The sequence below is a fragment of the Klebsiella pasteurii genome (genome assembly GCF_018139045.1).
GTDB classification, from domain to species: domain Bacteria; phylum Pseudomonadota; class Gammaproteobacteria; order Enterobacterales; family Enterobacteriaceae; genus Klebsiella; species Klebsiella grimontii.
The window spans coordinates 1,561,767-1,581,098 of sequence record NZ_CP073236.1 but is presented as its reverse complement, the minus strand read 5'-3'; the positions used below and the strand labels follow the sequence as shown (position 1 = coordinate 1,581,098).

The 19,332-nt window shown below is 54.4% G+C and carries 17 protein-coding genes and 1 other RNA gene; 10 read left to right on the top strand and 8 right to left on the bottom strand.

What is annotated here, in order from left to right; all coding sequences use genetic code 11:
• Positions 1–94 precede the first annotated feature (94 nt).
• Positions 95–1,081, top strand: a complete 987-nt coding sequence (gene btuC, locus KCG39_RS07470) for a vitamin B12 ABC transporter permease BtuC (protein ID WP_032742109.1) — start codon at positions 95–97, stop codon at positions 1,079–1,081.
• A 24-nt stretch (positions 1,082–1,105) separates the two neighbouring features.
• On the opposite strand, the gene KCG39_RS07465 is transcribed toward btuC, so the two are convergent.
• Positions 1,106–1,906, bottom strand: a complete 801-nt coding sequence (locus KCG39_RS07465) for a MetQ/NlpA family ABC transporter substrate-binding protein (protein WP_004119129.1) — start codon at positions 1,904–1,906, stop codon at positions 1,106–1,108.
• Positions 1,907–2,130: 224 nt separating this feature from the next.
• Between KCG39_RS07465 and KCG39_RS07460 the strand changes: the two genes are divergently transcribed.
• From KCG39_RS07460 to selO, 4 genes are all read left to right on the top strand, one after another.
• The gene (locus KCG39_RS07460) at positions 2,131–2,682 is read left to right on the top strand and encodes a glutathione peroxidase (protein WP_004119130.1); all 552 of its coding nucleotides are present in this window, start codon (positions 2,131–2,133) and stop codon (positions 2,680–2,682) included.
• Positions 2,682–3,431, top strand: a complete 750-nt coding sequence (gene btuD / locus KCG39_RS07455; RefSeq protein WP_049114189.1) for a vitamin B12 ABC transporter ATP-binding protein BtuD — start codon at positions 2,682–2,684, stop codon at positions 3,429–3,431. The genes KCG39_RS07460 and btuD overlap by 1 nt, the downstream gene beginning before the upstream one ends.
• A gap of 81 nt (positions 3,432–3,512) precedes the next feature.
• Positions 3,513–3,977 carry a C40 family peptidase gene (locus KCG39_RS07450; RefSeq protein ID WP_004119135.1) on the top strand — a complete coding sequence of 155 codons (465 nt, stop codon included), beginning with the start codon at positions 3,513–3,515 and terminating at the stop codon, positions 3,975–3,977.
• Positions 3,978–4,104: 127 nt separating this feature from the next.
• The gene (gene selO, locus KCG39_RS07445) at positions 4,105–5,547 is read left to right on the top strand and encodes a protein adenylyltransferase SelO (protein WP_112166903.1); all 1,443 of its coding nucleotides are present in this window, start codon (positions 4,105–4,107) and stop codon (positions 5,545–5,547) included.
• A 34-nt stretch (positions 5,548–5,581) separates the two neighbouring features.
• On the opposite strand, the gene hemP is transcribed toward selO, so the two are convergent.
• From hemP to ppsR, 3 genes are all read right to left on the bottom strand, one after another.
• Positions 5,582–5,761, bottom strand: coding sequence for a hemin uptake protein HemP (gene hemP, locus KCG39_RS07440; RefSeq protein ID WP_176690148.1), 180 nt, complete (start codon positions 5,759–5,761; stop codon positions 5,582–5,584).
• Between the two features lie 165 nt (positions 5,762–5,926).
• Positions 5,927–6,973 carry a 3-deoxy-7-phosphoheptulonate synthase AroH gene (aroH, locus tag KCG39_RS07435; RefSeq protein WP_004119140.1) on the bottom strand — a complete coding sequence of 349 codons (1,047 nt, stop codon included), beginning with the start codon at positions 6,971–6,973 and terminating at the stop codon, positions 5,927–5,929.
• A gap of 154 nt (positions 6,974–7,127) precedes the next feature.
• Positions 7,128–7,961 carry a posphoenolpyruvate synthetase regulatory kinase/phosphorylase PpsR gene (gene ppsR / locus KCG39_RS07430; protein WP_004119141.1) on the bottom strand — a complete coding sequence of 278 codons (834 nt, stop codon included), beginning with the start codon at positions 7,959–7,961 and terminating at the stop codon, positions 7,128–7,130.
• A gap of 342 nt (positions 7,962–8,303) precedes the next feature.
• On the opposite strand from ppsR, the gene ppsA reads away from it, so the two are divergent.
• Positions 8,304–10,682, top strand: coding sequence for a phosphoenolpyruvate synthase (ppsA, locus tag KCG39_RS07425; protein ID WP_049114193.1), 2,379 nt, complete (start codon positions 8,304–8,306; stop codon positions 10,680–10,682).
• 81 nt (positions 10,683–10,763) lie between these two features.
• Here the strand turns inward: ppsA and rprA are convergent.
• Positions 10,764–10,871, bottom strand: an RNA gene (gene rprA / locus KCG39_RS07420) — antisense sRNA RprA.
• A 212-nt stretch (positions 10,872–11,083) separates the two neighbouring features.
• Entirely contained in the window at positions 11,084–12,205 is a 1,122-nt protein-coding gene (gene ydiK, locus KCG39_RS07415; RefSeq protein WP_004119143.1) for an AI-2E family transporter YdiK, read from the bottom strand.
• A 203-nt stretch (positions 12,206–12,408) separates the two neighbouring features.
• Between ydiK and ydiJ the strand changes: the two genes are divergently transcribed.
• The 3 genes from ydiJ to KCG39_RS07400 all read left to right on the top strand — a co-directional run bounded on the left by ydiJ (position 12,409) and on the right by KCG39_RS07400 (position 16,458).
• Complete coding sequence (ydiJ, locus tag KCG39_RS07410; protein WP_211811578.1) at positions 12,409–15,465, top strand: D-2-hydroxyglutarate dehydrogenase YdiJ; 3,057 nt, start codon at positions 12,409–12,411, stop codon at positions 15,463–15,465.
• Positions 15,462–15,872: a 1,4-dihydroxy-2-naphthoyl-CoA hydrolase gene (gene menI, locus KCG39_RS07405; protein ID WP_142468165.1), complete on the top strand. Its 411-nt coding sequence runs from the start codon at positions 15,462–15,464 to the stop codon at positions 15,870–15,872. The genes ydiJ and menI overlap by 4 nt, the downstream gene beginning before the upstream one ends.
• Positions 15,873–16,209: 337 nt before the next feature.
• Entirely contained in the window at positions 16,210–16,458 is a 249-nt protein-coding gene (locus KCG39_RS07400) for a GlsB/YeaQ/YmgE family stress response membrane protein (protein ID WP_004102935.1), read from the top strand.
• A gap of 532 nt (positions 16,459–16,990) precedes the next feature.
• Here KCG39_RS07400 and KCG39_RS07395 read toward each other — a convergent pair.
• Both KCG39_RS07395 and KCG39_RS07390 read right to left on the bottom strand, forming a co-directional pair.
• The gene (locus KCG39_RS07395) at positions 16,991–17,620 is read right to left on the bottom strand and encodes a helix-turn-helix domain-containing protein (RefSeq protein WP_004119146.1); all 630 of its coding nucleotides are present in this window, start codon (positions 17,618–17,620) and stop codon (positions 16,991–16,993) included.
• Positions 17,621–17,698: 78 nt separating this feature from the next.
• On the bottom strand, positions 17,699–18,358 hold the full coding sequence (locus tag KCG39_RS07390) for a winged helix-turn-helix transcriptional regulator (protein WP_004119148.1): 660 nt from the start codon (positions 18,356–18,358) through the stop codon (positions 17,699–17,701).
• A 432-nt stretch (positions 18,359–18,790) separates the two neighbouring features.
• Between KCG39_RS07390 and KCG39_RS07385 the strand changes: the two genes are divergently transcribed.
• Positions 18,791–19,321: a fimbrial protein gene (locus KCG39_RS07385; protein WP_049114198.1), complete on the top strand. Its 531-nt coding sequence runs from the start codon at positions 18,791–18,793 to the stop codon at positions 19,319–19,321.
• Positions 19,322–19,332 lie beyond the last annotated feature (11 nt).

Sequence of the window (19,332 nt, the reverse complement as noted above, 5' to 3'; positions counted from 1 at the left end):
TGAACTAACTAAAAAGGCCGCTATGCGGCCTTTTTTCTTTTCCTGGCCGAATACCGTAAAATCAATCACATCCTTTTTCTCGATTCAGAAAACTATGCTGACCTTTGCTCAAATTCAACGGCGCCGCAATCGGCGTTGGCTTGCGGTATTAACGTTGCTGCTGTTGGTTACGTCGACCATCAGCCTGTGCGCGGGCGACCAGTGGATTGGCCCCGCCGAGTGGTTTAGCGCCAAAGGTGAGCTGTTTATCTGGCAGATCCGTCTGCCGCGCACTCTGGCCGTCCTATTAGTGGGGGCCGCGCTGGCGCTGTCCGGGGCGATTATGCAGGCGCTGTTTGAAAACCCGCTGGCGGAGCCCGGGCTGCTGGGGGTATCAAACGGCGCTGGGGTTGGCCTGATAGCCGCCGTCTTGCTGGGAAAAGGGCTGCTTCCGGGCTGGGCGCTGGGGCTGTGCGCCATCGCTGGCGCGCTGGTCATTACTTTTATTTTACTGCGTTTTGCCAGGCGGCATCTCTCGACCAGCCGCCTGCTGCTGGCGGGCGTGGCGCTCGGTATCATATGCAGCGCGCTGATGACCTGGGCGGTCTACTTCTCAACTTCTTTCGATCTCCGCCAGCTGATGTACTGGATGATGGGCGGCTTTGGCGGCGTGGACTGGCAGCAGCTGTGGCTGATGCTGGCTCTGCTGCCGGCGCTGGCCTGGGTGTGCCTGCAATCGCAGCCTCTTAATCTGTTAGCGCTGGGGGAGGTTTCCGCACGCCAGCTGGGGCTGCCGCTGTGGCTATGGCGTAAAGTGCTGGTGGTGGCGACCGGTTGGCTGGTGGGCGTCAGCGTGGCGCTGGCGGGCGCGATCGGCTTTATTGGTCTGGTTATTCCGCATATTCTGCGCTTATGTGGTTTAAGCGATCACCGCGCGCTGCTTCCGGCCTGTTTGTTAGCGGGGGCCAGCGCGTTGCTTGGGGCGGATATCGTCGCGCGTCTGGCGCTCTCGGCGGCGGAATTGCCGATTGGTGTGGTCACCGCCACCCTGGGTGCGCCGGTGTTCATCTGGTTATTGTTAAAATCAGGCCGCCCGCAGTAACGGGCGGCCGTAAGCGGTGGCTAATTACCAGCCCTTAATCGCATCGCCTTTGTAGACTTCCGCTGCCTTATCGGCAACTGCTTGAGTCTGGAAGGCCTCTTTCAGCTCCTGAACCTTTTTGCTGTCTTTATTCTCTTCGCGTGAAACGATGGCGTTGACGTACGGAGAGTCAGGACCTTCCATAAATAAGCCATCGCGGGCGGCCGACAGGCCGGCCTGGGCAGAGAAGTTGGTATTAATAATCGACAGGGCGACATTCGGGTCGTCAAGGGTACGGGTCAGCTGCGGCGTGTCGACTTCGACGATTTTTAGCTGTTTAGGATTGTCGATAATATCCAGCGTCGTAGGCAGGTAGCCTGTCCCTTCTTTTAGCTTGATTAAACCTTGCGCCTGCAGCAGCAGCAGGCTGCGGCCCAGGGTTGTGGTTTCGTTAGAAATGGAAATCGTCGCGCCGTCAGGCAGTTCGCTGATATTTTTGATTTTCTTCGAGTAGGCGGCGATCGGGAAGACGAAGGTTTTACCGACAATCGCAAACTTATAGCCGCGCTCTTTTGATTGCGCCTCAAGGTAAGGCAGCGTCTGGAAGGCGTTAGCATCGACGTCTTTATTGTTCAGCGCTTCGTTCGGCAGTACGTAATCATTAAATGAGATAACCTCCACGTCGAGGTTATATTTCTCTTTGGCCACTTGTTCTACGACTTTCCAGATAGCCTCATCCGGCCCGGTATTAATGGCGACTTTGATCTTATTATCTTCATCCGGTGAGCAGGCTGCCAGCAGCGCGACGGAGGCCGCAATTAACACCGTGCTAAACATCTTCTTCATCAATAAAACTCTCTTAAATTAACAATTAACGAAATGCTATTACATCCATTCATCACTGTACACTGAATTGCGCGCTCCCGGTGTTGAGATGAATTCATGTTGTGTGGCCTGTTACATCAAGAGACACTCCGGGGGGATTCAAAGTAGAATGACCCGGTCTGAATCCGCTACAGTAGATAGGGATCACCTGAAGCAGAAATCGGTTTATTCATTGAGGGAAGGCTATGCAACACGATATTCTCAATACTGAAGTCACCACCATCGATGGTGAAAAAACAACGCTTGCCCCATGGGCGGGTAAAGTGCTGTTGATCGTTAACGTTGCTTCAAAATGCGGCCTGACGCCGCAGTATGAGCAGCTGGAAGCGCTGCAAAAAGGGCTTGAAAGTGAAGGGTTTAGCGTGCTGGGCTTCCCGTGCAACCAGTTCCTGGGGCAGGAGCCGGGCAGCGAAGAAGAGATAAAAACCTTCTGTAGCACCACCTACGGCGTGACTTTCCCGATGTTCAGCAAAATTGACGTTAACGGCGAGCATCGCGCGCCTCTGTATCAGAAGCTGGTTGATGCCGCCCCGCAGGCTGTCGCGCCGGAAGGCAGCGGTTTTTATGAGCGCATGGCCAGTAAAGGCAGGGCTCCGCTGTATGTAGATGATATTCTTTGGAACTTTGAAAAATTCCTGATTGGCCGGGACGGACAGGTTATCGGTCGTTTCTCACCGGATATGACGCCGGATGACCCGCAGCTGGTGGCCGCCATTAAAGGAGCTTTAGCGAAATAATGCCGTTTTTGATGCAGCTACAGGACGTAGAAGAGGCGGGGCGGCTGGCGCCGTTTTCAGCGGAAATCCGGCCGGGAGAGATTATTCACCTGGTGGGGCCAAACGGCGCGGGGAAAAGCACGCTGTTGGCGCGTATGGCGGGACTCTCTACAGGGCCGGGGCGGGTCAAACTGAATGAACGCCCTCTGAAGGATTGGCCTGCTCAGGAGCTGGCCCGTCATCGGGCCTATTTAAGCCAACACCAGATGCCGCCTTTCGCAATGCCGGTCTGGCATTATCTGTCGCTGCATCTGCACAACGACGCGCAAAACGCGCTGCTGACGGCTGTCGCGGAGAAACTGGGCTTAGGCGATAAGCTTGGGCGCCAGGTGAATCACATTTCTGGCGGGGAGTGGCAGCGCGTGCGGCTGGCGGCGGTAATACTGCAGATTCATCGGCAGGCTAATCCGGCCGGGCAATTGCTCTTGCTGGATGAACCAATGAACAGCCTGGACGTGGCGCAGCAGTCCGCGCTCGATCGCGTATTAAATGAGCTCTGTGCATCCGGGGTTGCTATCGTGATGAGCAGCCACGACCTTAATCATACCCTCCGACATGCCCATCGCGCCTGGCTGATCTGCCGGGGGAAAACCATTGCCTGCGGTAGTACCGCTGAAGTTCTTAACGAAGAAAACTTGACCGCCGCCTACGCCATGGACTTCCAGAGAGTTGAGGTGGCTGGTCATCTTATGCTCGTTCCGTCACAGTAGCACGCAGTCAGCTTGCCAGCGAATTGATAAACAAGCTAAATTATTCTGCTAACAGGATAAGGAACAGAGGATTCGTCTGAGATGCGTTTCTGGCTCGTTTTGTGTGTTGCGTTATTTCTGGCGGGTTGTAGCAGTCACCGGGCGCCGCCGCCAAATCCACGGCTTGCTGATTCGATTACCGTTGTGGCCAACCTGAATGAGCAGTTAAGGAACTGGCGGGGAGCGCCTTATCGCTACGGCGGGATGTCGCCGCGCGGCGTCGATTGCTCCGGGTTTGTGCTAATGACCTTTCGCGATAAGTTTGCGCTGCAGCTTCCACGCGAAACCCGTGAGCAGGCGGAGGTCGGCACCAAAATTGATAAGAGCGAACTGCTGCCCGGCGATCTGGTCTTTTTCAAGACCGGCTCCGGAGAGAGTGGTCTGCACGTCGGTATTTACGACACCGACAACCAGTTTATCCACGCCTCCACCAGCCAGGGCGTGACGCGCTCATCGCTGGATAATGTCTACTGGCATAAAAAATTCTGGCAGGCGCGAAGGATCTAACGCCAGCCGTCACCGGGCAAAGGCTGAAGCGCGGCCAATCCCCCGTGCGGCTTATTATTGCAATAACCCCGTACTTGCCCCGTGTTAATAATTTGTTGAAAGCACTACACTGAAGGCAGGAGGAACCATGACCCTGTCTTTTACTACCCACTGGCGTGATGAACTGCCGGATTTTTACACTGCTTTAGCCCCCACGCCGCTGGAGAATGCGCGGCTTGTCTGGCACAACGCGCCGCTGGCGCGATCGCTGGGCGTCGCCGATTCGTTATTTAGCCCGGAGAAGGGCGCTGGCGTATGGGGCGGCGAAACGCTGCTGCCGGGAATGTCGCCGCTGGCGCAGGTATACAGCGGCCACCAGTTCGGCTCCTGGGCCGGGCAGCTCGGCGACGGGCGCGGCATTCTGCTCGGCGAACAGCAGCTCGCGGACGGTCGTCGCTTTGACTGGCACCTGAAAGGTGCCGGGCTCACTCCCTATTCACGGATGGGTGACGGACGGGCGGTACTGCGCTCAACGATCCGCGAGGGGCTGGCCTCGGAAGCAATGCATGCGCTGGGTATTCCCACCACCCGCGCGCTGGCGATAGTGGCCAGCGACACCCCGGTATACCGTGAAACCGCTGAACGCGGGGCGATGCTGATGCGGCTGGCGGAAAGTCACGTACGTTTTGGCCATTTTGAGCACTTTTACTACCGCCGCGAGCCGCTCAAAGTACAGCAACTGGCGGATTACGTGATTCGTCACCACTGGCCGCACCTGCAAAATGAAGCGGATAAGTACATTGTCTGGTTCAGCGACGTGGTCACTCGAACGGCTGAGATGATTGCCAGCTGGCAAACGGTCGGCTTTGCGCACGGGGTAATGAATACCGATAACATGTCGATCCTCGGCCTGACGATGGACTACGGTCCGTACGGTTTCCTTGACGATTTCCAGCCGGGATTTATTTGTAACCATTCCGATTATCAGGGGCGCTATAGCTTTGATAATCAGCCGGCGGTAGGGCTATGGAATCTGCAACGCCTGGCGCAGACGCTGTCGCCGTTTATCACCGCGGAGTTACTGAACGGCGCGCTGGATGGCTACCAGCACGCGCTGCTCACGGCATATGGCCGCCGCATGCGCGACAAGCTTGGCCTGTTTACCCAGCAAAAAGGAGATAACGAGTTGCTGGACGGTCTGTTTGCCTTAATGGCGCGCGAGGGCAGCGACTATACGCGGACCTTCCGGATGCTCAGCGCCAGCGAGCAGGCGAGCGCCGCCTCGCCGCTACGCGACGAATTTATCGACCGCGAGACCTTCGATAGCTGGTTTGCCGATTATCGCGCGCGCCTGCGCGATGAACTGGTTGACGATGAGCAAAGGCAGGTGAGGATGCGCAGCGTGAATCCGGCGCTGGTGCTGCGCAACTGGCTTGCGCAGAGGACAATTGAGCTGGCGGAGCAGGGAGATATGAGTGAACTGGAACGTCTGCATAATGCGCTATCCCAGCCCTTTATCGACAGGACGGATGATTATGTCAATCGTCCTCCTGACTGGGGAAGGCGTCTTGAAGTGAGCTGTTCCAGCTAGTCGTTATTATCCCTGCCTTAATCGGCGGGGATAATTATTTGGTCAGGATCAGCTTACCCGAATGGGTCTGGCGCAGCAGATAGCGCTGACCGTCGTGTTCAATCACCACTCGTCCCTCGGTGCCTAATAATGTGCGACTGCTTATCTCTCTGTCGGTCGGAACAGGATGCAGGGCATTGTCTTTAGTTTTTTCTGCTGTGGCAGTGTTATCCATACGCGTCATAGCACTAAAAATAAAAATAAAGGTAACAATGATAATCATTATCAATAATGTTGTTTTTCACGGCAAGCATTATTTATCGAAATAGCCGATTTAGCCGGTGAGCGAGCGGACGAGGGAAGGAAATAACCCCGCCGCGGAGACGGCGGGGAAGGGGAACTACAGGCGGGTGGCGGTGGCGGCGGCTAATTCACCCAGCAGCCGTTCGCTATCGTCCCAGTTCAGGCAGGGATCGGTAATCGACTGCCCCCAGGCCAGCGGCTGGCCGGCGACCACCTTCTGCGTGCCTTCCTGAAGGAAGCTCTCGGCCATGATCCCGGCGATAGCGGTCGAGCCAGCGCGGATCTGCTGGCAGATATCGGCGCACACCTCCAGCTGACGGCGGTGCTGTTTCTGGCAATTGCCGTGGCTAAAATCCACCACCAGCTGTTCCGGTAGGTCGAACTCAGCCAGCGCTTGCCCTGCTGCGGCGATATCGGCAGCATGGTAATTCGGTTTTTTGCCGCCGCGCATAATGATATGGCCGTAAGGATTACCGCTGGTCTGGTAGATCGTCATTTGCCCCTGCTTATCCGGTGACAGGAACATGTGGCTGGCGCGGGAAGCGCGGATAGCGTCTACGGCGATACGGGTATTGCCATCGGTACCGTTCTTAAAGCCTACCGGGCAAGAGAGCGCAGAGGCCATTTCGCGGTGGATTTGGCTCTCGGTCGTACGTGCGCCGATTGCGCCCCAGCTTATCAAGTCGGCAATAAACTGCCCGGTCACCATATCGAGAAACTCGGTGGCGGTCGGTACGCCCAGTTCATTGACCTGCAGCAGCAGGCTACGCGCCAGCTCGAGGCCGTGATTCACCCGATAGCTGCCGTTGAGGTCGGGGTCGGAGATCAGCCCCTTCCAGCCGACCACCGTGCGCGGCTTCTCAAAATAGGTGCGCATCACGATTTCCAGCTGCGGCTGGTAACGTTCGCGCATGCCCTGCAGGCGGCGCGCATACTCCATCGCCGCATCAATGTCGTGGATGGAGCACGGACCTATCACCACCAGCAGGCGGCGGTCCTCACCGTTGAGAATTCTCTCGATGCGGCGGCGCGAAGCGGAGACGTGAGCTGCAACTTCGGCAGACACAGGATGCCGCTGAGCCAGTTCCGCGGGCGTTACCAGGCTTTCAATGCGCGCGGTACGCAATTCGTCTGTTTTATTCATTGGGGTCTCAAAAATCTGTTTCTTCCGCGGCGAAAATGCCGGGAAGTGATGCGCATCACGATAAACCAATCCCCGCTTATTGCAAGAGCAGGGCATGATCCTGTATAGGCCACGGGTGATAGCATAAACAAATTTTTAATAGTGTACTAGTGTGTTAGTACATTCTGCGGCTCAACCCCATAATATCCATGATTTTGGTGGCGATCTCTTCTACGGAATAGTTGGTACTGTTCAGGCAAGGTATCTTGTTTTTGCGGTAAAGCGCTTCAACTTCGGTCACTTCCATTCGGCACTGACGCATAGAAGCATAGCGGCTGTTTTCCCGTCGCTCTTCACGGATAGCCGCCAGGCGCTCCGGATTGATCGTTAAGCCGAAGAGCTTGTGCTGTAGCGGCTTGAGGGAGGCCGGAAGAATCAGATTGTCCATATCATCGGCGATAAACGGGTAGTTGGCGGCGCGGATACCGTACTGCATCGCCAGGTACAGACTGGTGGGGGTTTTCCCGCAGCGCGAAACGCCGAGTAGGATCACCTGAGCTTGATCGAGGTTGCGCAGCGAAATGCCGTCATCGTGGGCAAGGGTATAATCGATAGCGGCGATGCGTGCGTCGTATTTATTGAGGTTGCCCGGCGTCAGGCCGTGGGTTCGGTGAGCGATTGGCGTCGGGTCAAGGCGCAATTCCTGCTGCAGAGGGGCCACCAGCGCCTGAACGATATCCTGACAAAAGCCTTCACTTTGTATGATGATGTCGCGGATTTCCGGCAGCACGATGGAGTAGAACACCAGCGGTCGAATACCGGTCTGCTGGAAAATCGCGTCTATTTGCTCCTTCACGGCGCGCGCGCGGCTGATATTTTCGACAAACGGCAGGGTTACACTGCTGGTGGCGACCGGGAATTGCGACATGACCGCATGACCCAGAACTTCCGCCGTAATAGCGGTACCGTCGGAAATATAAAAGACGTGGCGATCTACAGCACTTTCCATTTTGACCATCCGGTATAATGAGTTTAATTGTCTGAAAGCAGATATTAAATTTAAGCATAACGCTCCAGGCTTTGTCTCATATTTAAAAAATGAAACGCTATTTTTATTTTTAATGAAAAGGTGAGTTCATTTTTTGCAACTGCGTATCTTTTGTATCAAATTTGATCAGATTTCTGAAGAATCATTAGCTTAGCTATATCTGGCAAAGAATCCTAAAAACGAAAAAATAATTTGCTTGAACGATTCACCGTTTCTTTCAGCTGGATAAATATGTCAGGATAAATCTCGTAGTCGATCGTGAATTATTTATCACTGGTATTAAATCACAAAAGGATTGTCTCGATGTCCAACAATGGCTCGTCACCGCTGGTGCTTTGGTATAACCAACTCGGCATGAATGATGTAGACAGGGTTGGGGGCAAAAATGCCTCCCTTGGTGAAATGATTACAAATCTGTCTGGTATGGGCGTTTCCGTACCGAACGGGTTTGCCACCACCGCTGATGCCTTTAATCAGTTTTTGGACCAAAGCGGTGTTAACCAGCGCATTTATGAACTGCTGGATGAAACCGACATTGACGACGTTTCCGCATTAGCGAAAGCGGGCGCACAGATCCGTCAGTGGATCATCGATACGCCGTTCCAGAGCGAACTGGAAAATGCGATTCGTGATGCCTATACCCAGCTCTCCGCCGATGACGCTGAGGCCTCTTTTGCCGTTCGCTCCTCGGCGACGGCGGAAGATATGCCAGATGCCTCCTTCGCCGGTCAGCAAGAGACATTCCTTAACGTGCAGGGCTTTGACGCCGTGCTCGTCGCGGTGAAGCACGTATTTGCTTCGCTGTTTAACGATCGCGCCATTTCCTACCGTGTGCATCAGGGATACGATCATCGCGGGGTGGCGCTCTCCGCCGGGGTGCAAAGGATGGTCCGTTCCGATCTGGCCTCGTCCGGCGTGATGTTCTCTATCGATACCGAATCCGGTTTTGACCAGGTGGTGTTTATCACCTCCGCCTGGGGGCTCGGCGAAATGGTGGTGCAGGGGGCGGTGAACCCCGATGAGTTCTACGTCCATAAACCGACGCTGGAAGCGGGCCGTCCGGCCATTGTCCGCCGCACCATGGGGTCGAAAAAGATCCGCATGGTTTACGCCCCTACCCAGGAGCACGGTAAGCAGGTGCGTATCGAAGACGTGCCGCAGGCGCAGCGCGACGTTTTCTCGTTGACCGATGCGGAAGTGCAGGAGCTGGCGCAGCAGGCGCTACAAATCGAAAAACACTACAACCGCCCGATGGATATCGAGTGGGCGAAGGATGGTCACACCGGCAAGCTATTTATCGTGCAGGCCCGTCCGGAAACCGTTCGTTCGCGCGGCCAGGTCATGGAGCGTTATACCCTCCATGCACAAGGGCAGATTATTTCGGAAGGGCGCGCTATCGGCCATCGTATCGGCGCGGGTCCGGTAAAGGTCATTCACGATATCAGCGAAATGAACCGCATCGAGCCCGGCGACGTGCTGGTGACCGACATGACCGACCCGGACTGGGAACCGATCATGAAAAAAGCGGCGGCGATCGTCACCAACCGCGGCGGGCGTACCTGTCATGCGGCGATTATCGCGCGTGAGCTGGGGATCCCGGCGGTAGTTGGCTGCGGCAACGCCACCGATCGCATCCAGGAAAACCAGAACGTGACCGTCTCCTGCGCGGAAGGTGATACCGGCTACGTGTATGCCGAAATCCTCGACTTCAGCGTGAAGAGCTCCAGCGTTGGCGAGATGCCGGATCTGCCGCTGAAAATCATGATGAACGTCGGTAACCCGGACCGCGCCTTTGACTTTGCCTGCCTGCCAAACGAAGGCGTAGGCCTGGCGCGTCTGGAGTTCATCATCAACCGTATGATCGGCGTCCACCCGCGCGCGCTGCTGGAGTTCGACGATCAGGAGCCGGGTTTGCAGAACGAAATCCGCGAGCTGATGAAAGGCTACGACTCGCCGAGAGAGTTCTACGTCGGCCGCCTGACGGAAGGGATCTCGACGCTGGGCGCGGCATTCTTCCCGAAACGAGTGATTGTGCGTCTTTCCGACTTTAAATCTAACGAATACGCCAATCTGGTCGGTGGCGAACGTTATGAGCCGGAAGAAGAGAACCCGATGCTGGGCTTCCGCGGCGCCGGTCGCTATGTGTCCGAAAGCTTCCGCGACTGCTTCGCGCTGGAGTGTGAAGCGGTTAAACGGGTGCGTAACGACATGGGGCTGACCAACGTCGAAATCATGGTGCCGTTTGTCCGCACCGTCGCGCAGGCAAAAGCGGTGGTTGATGAGCTGGAACGCCAGGGCCTCAAGCGCGGCGAAAACGGCCTGAAGCTGATTATGATGTGTGAAATCCCATCGAATGCACTGCTGGCTGAACAGTTCCTCGAATACTTCGACGGCTTCTCTATCGGTTCTAACGATATGACGCAGCTGGCGCTGGGCCTGGACCGTGACTCCGGCGTAGTCTCAGAACTGTTCGATGAGCGTAACGACGCGGTGAAAGCGCTGCTGTCGATGGCCATTCGCGCGGCGAAGAAACAGGGCAAATATGTCGGTATCTGTGGGCAGGGTCCGTCTGACCACGAAGATTTTGCCGCCTGGCTGATGGAAGAGGGGATCGATAGCCTGTCCCTGAACCCGGATACGGTCGTGCAAACCTGGCTCGGACTGGCGGAATTGAATAAGTAAGTTTGCGCCGGATTCTCGCTCAAAAGACCATCCCCGCCAGCAGTGGCGGGGATTTTTTGTTTTTAGCCGACAGGCTTACGGACAAAAAAAAGCCCATCGTGGGAGATGGGCAAAGACTACACACAGCAATTCGTTGTTTCACTCAGGGGATTTCCATGCTTATAAATCAATATGTTGATTTATAACCGTGAGCTAATACTAGGCACTGAGGCTTTTTGCGTCGATCGGATTCCTCTCAATAGTTAAATTACGGTAAAGAATCTGTGCAGCAAATAGGGTTAGCAGGCAGAGAAATGCGGGATGTGGTGAGAGATAGATTAGTCTTTCTTAATATTTTAGATTGTCCCGCCCGACGGTAATCAGGGGCGTAATGGGGAAAGGCGGGTTTCCCCGCCTTTTGCTTACTTATCCTGCGAGGCTCGCGTATTCAGCTCGCTCAGTTCTTCAAGCACCAGATCGGGGTCTTTCGGCGGCGGCGGCGCTTCGTTAACCCACGCATCATACAGCCGCCAGGAGACCGCAAGCAGTACCGGACCGATAAACAGTCCTATCATGCCGAACGCCACCAGGCCGCCGATAACGCCGGAAAGGATCAGAATCATCGGCAGGTCGGCGCCCATGCGAATCAGCAGCGGACGAATAAAGTTATCCATGGTGCCGACGACGCAGCTCCAGACCAGCAGCACGGTGCCCCAGGTGGTATCGCCGCTCCAGTAAAGCCAGATAATTGACGGTACCAGGACCAGCAGGGGTCCCAGCTGGACGAGGCAGGTGAAGATCATCACCACGGTGAGCAGCGCGGCGTAGGGCACGCCGCTGACCGCAAGGCCAATACCGCCAAGCACCGCCTGGGCCAGCGCGGTAACGACCACCCCAAGCGCCACAGCGCGAATCGCCTGTCCGGCGAGGATCACCGCCGCGTCGCCGCGTTTGGACGCCAGGCGTGTGGCAAAGTGACGGAAGCCATAGGCGACCTGTTCGCCGCGCCAGTACAGCAGGGCGCTGAACAGCAACATCAGTCCGCAATAGACCAGCAGCTTGCCAATATGCGCCGCCTGGCCGACAAACCACGTGGTGGTGGTGCCAAGATAGGGGCGAATTTTGACCATAATCGCCGTTCCCCCCATCTCCAGTAAGTTATGCCAGCCGGTATACAGTTTATCGCCGATTAGCGGAACACTATTTAGCCACGCCAGATCCGGCGGCGTAAAGTTGCCGCTGGTAATCACTTTTATTAATGGCGTGCTGTTATCGACCAGGCTGTTGACCAGCAGCGCAATAGGGATAACGAACAGCAAAAAGAGCAGTAGCGTCATCACCAGCACCGCCAGGGCGCGCTTGCCGAAAAGCAGGCGCTGCAGGCGCAACAGTACCGGCCAGGTGGCGATAACCACGGTACCGGCCCAGGCGAATGACAGGATAAATGGCTGCACGACCCACAGACAGGAAATAATAATCAGGGACAAAAACAGCACCGACAGCAGAACTTGCGGTATGTCCCGGGGCTGATTGGGGTTAATCATAGTGAAGTTTTACCTTTGCAGTCGCGTCAAAAGGCTGACGCAGCGTAATTCCATGTACTGATAATAATATCAATATGTTCGCGCGCCTGATTTTGCCCTTAATTCTGGCGGGCGCATATGAAAAAAATGTGATAAAAAGTTGAGGGCACTACGCAAACGTTTAATCACTTACAACACAACATAGTCAGGCAGGGTCGAGCGTCATGATCCCACAGATTTCTCAAGCGCCAGGTGTCGTTCAACTGGTGCTGAATTTTTTGCAGGTACTGGAGCAACAAGGTTTTACCGGGGATACCGCCACCAGCTATGCCGACAGGCTAACGATGGCGACTGATAACAGTGTCTATCAACTGTTGCCGGATGCGATTATATTCCCTCGTTCCACGGCGGACGTGGCTCTGCTGGCCAGGCTGGCGGCGGAAGAACGTTTTAAATCACTGATCTTTACCCCGCGCGGGGGCGGTACCGGCACCAACGGCCAGGCGCTGAACGCCGGGATCATCGTCGATATGTCCCGCTATATGAACCGCATTATAGAAATCAACCCGGAAGAAGGGTGGGTGCGGGTGGAAGCCGGGGTCATTAAAGACCAGCTGAATCAATTCCTTAAGCCGTACGGCTACTTTTTTGCGCCGGAGTTGTCAACCAGCAACCGCGCCACGCTTGGCGGGATGATCAACACCGATGCTTCCGGGCAGGGCTCTCTGGTCTACGGCAAAACGTCCGACCACGTGCTGGGGGTGCGCTCGGTGCTGATCGGTGGCGATATTCTTGATACGCAGCCGATTCCGGTAGCGCTGGCGGAAACGCTAAGCGCCCAGCAGTCGGCAATCGGGCGTATTTACCGCACCGTCTATCAGCGCTGTAAAGCGCAGCGCCAACTGGTTATCGATAAATTCCCCAAACTTAACCGCTTCCTCACGGGCTACGATCTGCGCCACGTCTTTAATGACGAGATGAGCGAATTCGATCTCACCCGCATCCTGACCGGTTCCGAAGGGACGCTGGCGTTTATCACCGAAGCGCGGCTGGATATCACCCGTTTGCCGAAAGTGCGTCGACTGGTCAACGTGAAGTACGACTCCTTTAATTCCGCGCTGCGTAACGCGCCGTTTATGGTTGAAGCCAGGGCGCTCTCGGTCGAAACCGTCGACTCGAAAGTGCTTAATCTGGCGCGGGAAGATATCGTGTGGCATTCGGTCAGCGAGCTCATTACCGACGTGGCGGATAAAGAGATGCTGGGGCTGAATATCGTCGAATTCGCCGGTGACGACGTCGAGCTGATTGATAGCCAGGTGACGGGGCTATGCCAGCGTCTGGATGAGCTGATGTCGCGCAATGAAGCGGGCGTCATCGGCTGGCAGGTTTGTCACGATCTCGACGGCGTGGAGCGCATCTACGCGATGCGTAAAAAAGCGGTCGGCCTGCTGGGTAATGCCAAAGGAGCCGCCAAGCCGATACCGTTCGCCGAAGATACCTGCGTGCCGCCGGAGCATCTGGCTGACTATATTGCGGAATTTCGCGCGCTGCTCGACGGCCACGGGCTGAGCTACGGCATGTTTGGCCATGTGGATGCCGGCGTACTGCACGTGCGTCCGGCGCTGGATATGTGCGATCCGCAGCAGGAGATGCTGATGAAGCGCATTTCAGATGACGTTGTGGCGTTAACCGCTAAGTATGGCGGCCTGCTGTGGGGGGAACACGGGAAAGGCTTCCGCGCCGAATATAGTCCAGCGTTCTTTGGCGAAGCGTTATTTGGCGAGTTGCGCAAGATTAAAGCCGCCTTTGACCCGGATAACCGCCTGAACCCGGGTAAGATCTGCCCGCCTGAAGGCGTTGACGCGCCGATGATGAAGGTGGATGCGGTTAAGCGCGGTACATTCGATCGGCAGATCCCTATCGCCGTGCGCAGCTCATGGCGCGGGGCGATGGAGTGTAACGGCAACGGCCTGTGCTTCAACTTTGATGCTAAAAGCCCGATGTGTCCGTCGATGAAGGTTAGCAATCACCGTATTCACTCGCCGAAAGGCCGGGCTACGCTGGTGCGCGAATGGCTGCGGCTGCTGGCGGACCGCGGTATTGACCCCAATCAGCTGGAAAAAGATCTGCCGGAAAAGCGTGCCAGCCTGCGTACCCTGGTGGAACGTACCCGCAATAGCTGGCACGCGCGGAAAGGAGAGTACGATTTCTCGCATGAGGTTAAGGAGGCGATGTCCGGCTGTCTGGCTTGTAAAGCCTGCTCGACCCAATGCCCGATTAAAATTGACGTCCCGGAATTCCGTTCGCGTTTCCTCCAGCTTTACCATAGCCGCTATTTGCGCCCGGTCCGCGACCATTTGGTGGCGACGGTTGAATCCTACGCGCCGCTGATGGCGCATGCGCCGAAGACCTTTAACTTCTTTATTAACAAACCGTGGATGCGCAAGCTGTCGGAAAAGCATATCGGTATGGTCGATCTCCCGCTGCTCTCCGTGCCGTCGCTGAAGCAGCAGATGGTCGGCCACCGTTCGGCGAACACCACGCTGGAGCAGCTGGAAGCGCTGAGCGCAGAGCAGAAAGGGAAAATGGTGCTGGTGGTTCAGGATCCGTTTACCAGCTATTACGATGCGCAGGTGGTTGCCGATTTTGTTCGCCTGGTTGAGAAGGTCGGCTACCAGCCCGTACTGCTGCCGTTTTCACCAAACGGTAAGGCGCAGCATATTAAGGGCTTCCTGACGCGATTCGCGCGCACCGCGCAGAAAACCGCCGATTTCCTTAACCGGGTGGCCGAGCTCGGCATGCCGATGGTGGGGGTCGATCCGGCGCTGGTGCTTTGCTACCGCGATGAATATAACCAGGTCCTCGGCGAGAAGCGCGGCGATTTCCGCGTCATGCTGGTGCACGAGTGGCTGCCGCAGGTGCTGTCGGAAACCGCAGCTCAAGATAAAGGCGGCGAATCGTGGTATCTGTTTGGCCACTGTACCGAGGTGACGGCGCTTCCCGCGGCCACCCGGCAGTGGGCGGATATCTTTGCCCGCTTTGGCGCGAAGCTGGAAAACGTTAACGTGGGCTGCTGCGGCATGGCCGGGACCTACGGTCATGAAGTGAAGAACCACGCCAACTCGCTGGCCATCTACGCGCTCTCGTGGCAGCAGGCGATGGAGCGCTTGCCGCGCAATCGCTGCCTGGTCACCGGTTACTCCTGTCGTAGCCAGGTGAAGCGTATTGAAGGCAGTGGCGTGCGCCATCCGCTGCAGGCGCTACTGGAGATTATGGGATGATTTGGAAACGTCACAGCACCCTGGAACAGCTGAACGCGATGGGCGAGGGGAATATGGTCGGTCTGCTGGATATCCGCTTCGAGGCGATGACCGACGACGCCATCATCGCCACGATGCCGGTAGATAGCCGCACCCATCAGCCGTTTGGCCTGCTACACGGCGGCGCGTCGGTGGTTTTAGCGGAAACGTTAGGTTCGGTCGCGGGCTATCTGTGCAGCGAAGGTGAGCAGAAGGTGGTGGGGCTGGAGGTGAACGCCAACCACATTCGTTCGGTGCGCAGCGGAAGGGTTCGCGGCGTGTGCCGGGCGCTGCACGTTGGCGCCCGTCACCAGGTGTGGCAAATCGAAATCTCTGATGAACAGGGGCGCCTTTGCTGTTCGTCACGGCTAACCACTGCCGTGATCTAAGTTAACAAAGGGGGGATTCCCCCCTTACTGCTTTTGTATCGCCTGAACCACTATCATCGCAACACCCGGGCGTTTTTGCTAAGCCTCATTCCATTGCCACTTCAACTATTCATACGAAAATTCCTGGTATATCTCCTTTCCGCGCAAGTTTTAATTGCCCGCAGCGCGATGCTTACGCTTGCCGCTTATTAGGCAGCCACCTTCGCAAGGTGTAGACCATTATCTCTCGGGTGGCAAGTATATAAATATCAAATATAAATTTTTCAAACATCACTATTAATTATGCTAATCTTTTATATACCAGAGATTTACAAGTAACGAGAGGATGGAGTTAGCTATGGGTATCATTTCATGGATCATTTTTGGCCTTATTGCCGGTATTTTAGCCAAGTGGATTATGCCGGGGAAAGACGGCGGCGGATTTATCGTTACCGTAATTCTCGGTGTCATCGGTGCAGTTGTCGGGGGGTGGATTAGTACTTTCTTCGGCTTTGGTCGTGTAGATGGTTTTAATTTCGGCAGCTTTGTCGTAGCGGTGATTGGCGCGCTGGTGGTCCTGTTTATCTACAGGAAGATCAGGAGCTAATTCGCGCTACGTTTTAGCTATGCCATAAAGTGAAGAGGCTGCCGCCATTGTCGGCAGCCTTTTTTAATATCCTGGCAATGCCTGTCCGGGCAATATCGCCTCTCTGAATCTTTGACCCAATATGCGCTCGTCGGCCCGGCGCAGCGGGGCTGGCACGACGTCGGCAAGGGCCAGTTTCTTCATCAACATAAAGATCTGTCCGGCGACGGCGAGGCTCACGGATTTTTCGAGGGAAGAGGTTAATCGAGCAAAACGCTAATAATTAACAATACGACCATACACATCGACATGACATCTGTTTCTATTTCCATAATTCAGTACTACACAGGTTCCCGAACGGTCGCCGTTGCGACATTGCGTTAAAAGATGAAGGAAATTTAGCAGCGCATTCTACATGAGCCAGCCAGCAGTGAATAAATCTTTATTTCTGTGAAACGACAATACCTATAATGAAAACGAATAGAATTCGTTGCATGAAGGTATTGGGTGTGGCGACCGGATTGAGAGAAGAGCGCAAGCTCAATCCTGTTAATCAGTATTTGGCAGGAAGCTTGTTGATTTTTATCAGTTTTCCCTCTTCCATTTCGATGAAGCCGCCGGTTTTCAGAGCGGCCAGAATGCGCATTACACCGCTGCGGGAAAGCCGGGTTTTCTCTCTGATATATTTTTCAGCCGTCACGCTGTAGCGATAACCCTCCTCTTCCTCCATTAACTTGATCAACTGCTGGCGAATCATTTCATACGCCGTTGGCACGCCCTGAGGCATGACGTTATGATAGAGGCGGTTATAGACAAACATCAGTTGTTTAGAAAGCAGTCCCCATAGCGCCTTCTCTTTAATGATTTCCTCGACGCGGCGGGTCGTGAGTACGCCTATCAGGCACGGCGTGACGGTTTTAAAATAATCGTTGAAATAGATATCCGTCATGTTCGCAAGGCCGAAAATGGCCGGGCTGCGCGCGGTGGTAAGCATCATGCCGTCATTCCTCCTGTAGAACGCAATTGTCCCCTCCAGCAGGAGATAGCACATCCCCTGACCGTTAACCTGGAGGTCAAACTGCTCGCCACGTCCCGCTTTGTACGTCGTGCTGTAAGGCTGCAAATGAGAAATAAATTCCTGTGCATAAGGGGAGCCGCGGAAGGATTGATTTGCCGATGACATAGTCAGAACATCCTGAAGGAGATCGAACTTATTATAACCTCGCGCCTCTCTCTTGCCACCCCATAGATACATTAACCGTCAGTACTTTCGCGGCAGATGGTGGATGTCAATCAGCACTCCGCGCTCCATAGTAATGTATTTACCCGTTCGTAGCTCTGCCAGGATACGCATAACGCCGCTGCGGGAAAGATAGGTTCGACTTTTGATATAGGCCGCCGCGGTGATATTTTGCCGGATAGCTTCGGGCTCTTGCATTAATTCAACGAGTTGAAAACGGATGATATCATAGGCTGACATTTGCGATATCTGGGCGCAGTGTTCATAAACTCTTGATGCGGTATAGATCAGCAGCTTTGAAAAATGCTCCCATAAGTTCTTTTGTGCCACTACGTGATTGAATGTTTCCAGAGAAACTGCCGCTATTTCCGACGTTTCCAGTACCCTGACATACAGACGTTCAGAGGAAAACTGGCTACATACGCCGAGAAGAAATGGCGATGACTCTGAGTTTAAAACAATACCGTCTCCGCGACGATGCAGAGCCACGCTGCCCTGAATAAGTAAAAAACACTGCCGAACGTCATTATCATAATAATGGACGATATCGCCCTTTGATACAATTCGCCTCTCGGCATATGGCAGGGTATTATCGATTAATCTTTCAATATGCTTAAAGGGTTTTATACTCAACACCTCTGCAGGCTCATTGTAGAGTTCAGGAATAATTCGCGTATTCATAAGATACCTCACTAACTTATGCGATCGTTTTTTGATCGATGTTGGGAATTATCTTAAAAAACATCATTCCAGGGAACGTTCGCGCCAGGTCTATTAATAGACTTAACGTAATTTTCATTTTAAGTGATTGATTTTATTGTGTTCATTTTTTAGTCCAAAAGTAGACCGGGACGTTTTAGATTAAGGAATTTCTGAATTTAATTGTTCTATTTTTGTTAATTTCGAGTCTACATTTAGACCACGAAATAGATTGTGTGCTGAAAAATAGTTGTATAAATTTTGTCTCGTCGGCAGGGGTAATCCGGTTTGAATAAAGCGTTTCAGTGGTGGCTTATTTACCATTGATTCCCGGCAACATATTAAAGCAATGGTAAAATACGGACATTAAGTGTTTTGCCTGAATGTCAATAAAGTAAAACAGGATATGGCGTTATGAAAAAGACAATTGTTATTGCTATGCTTGCAGCAGGTTCTGCATTATCTATGACTCATGCTTTCGCAGCAGCGGGTACCGTTAATTTTAATGGCAATATTTTGGATTCCGCTTGCGACGTCGATGTGGCGTCTCAGAACCAGGTGGTTGTTTTAGGCGATTATTATAAAACTGAATTTCCAGCGGCTGGTTCGCGAACCGCCGCGACGAAATTCGATATTATTCTGAAAAACTGTCCGGTAACCGTTGTGAATGCCAAAGTGCGTTTCGATGGAACTCCTGATTTAAGCAATTCCAACCTGCTGGCCATTGACTCGTCGGTCGCTGGCGCCGCCACCGGTGTCGCGATTAATCTGATGACGGCGGATAAAGCCGATCTGCCTCTGCACGGCAGCAACGGTTACTCCTACCCACTCAGCAGCACCGCTGATAATACGCTGAATTTCTATGCTCAGTATGTGTCGACCACTGCGACGGTGGTTGCCGGCCCAGCTAACTCGGTCGCGAATTTCTCCGTAGTTTACAACTAAGTCTTTTGCAG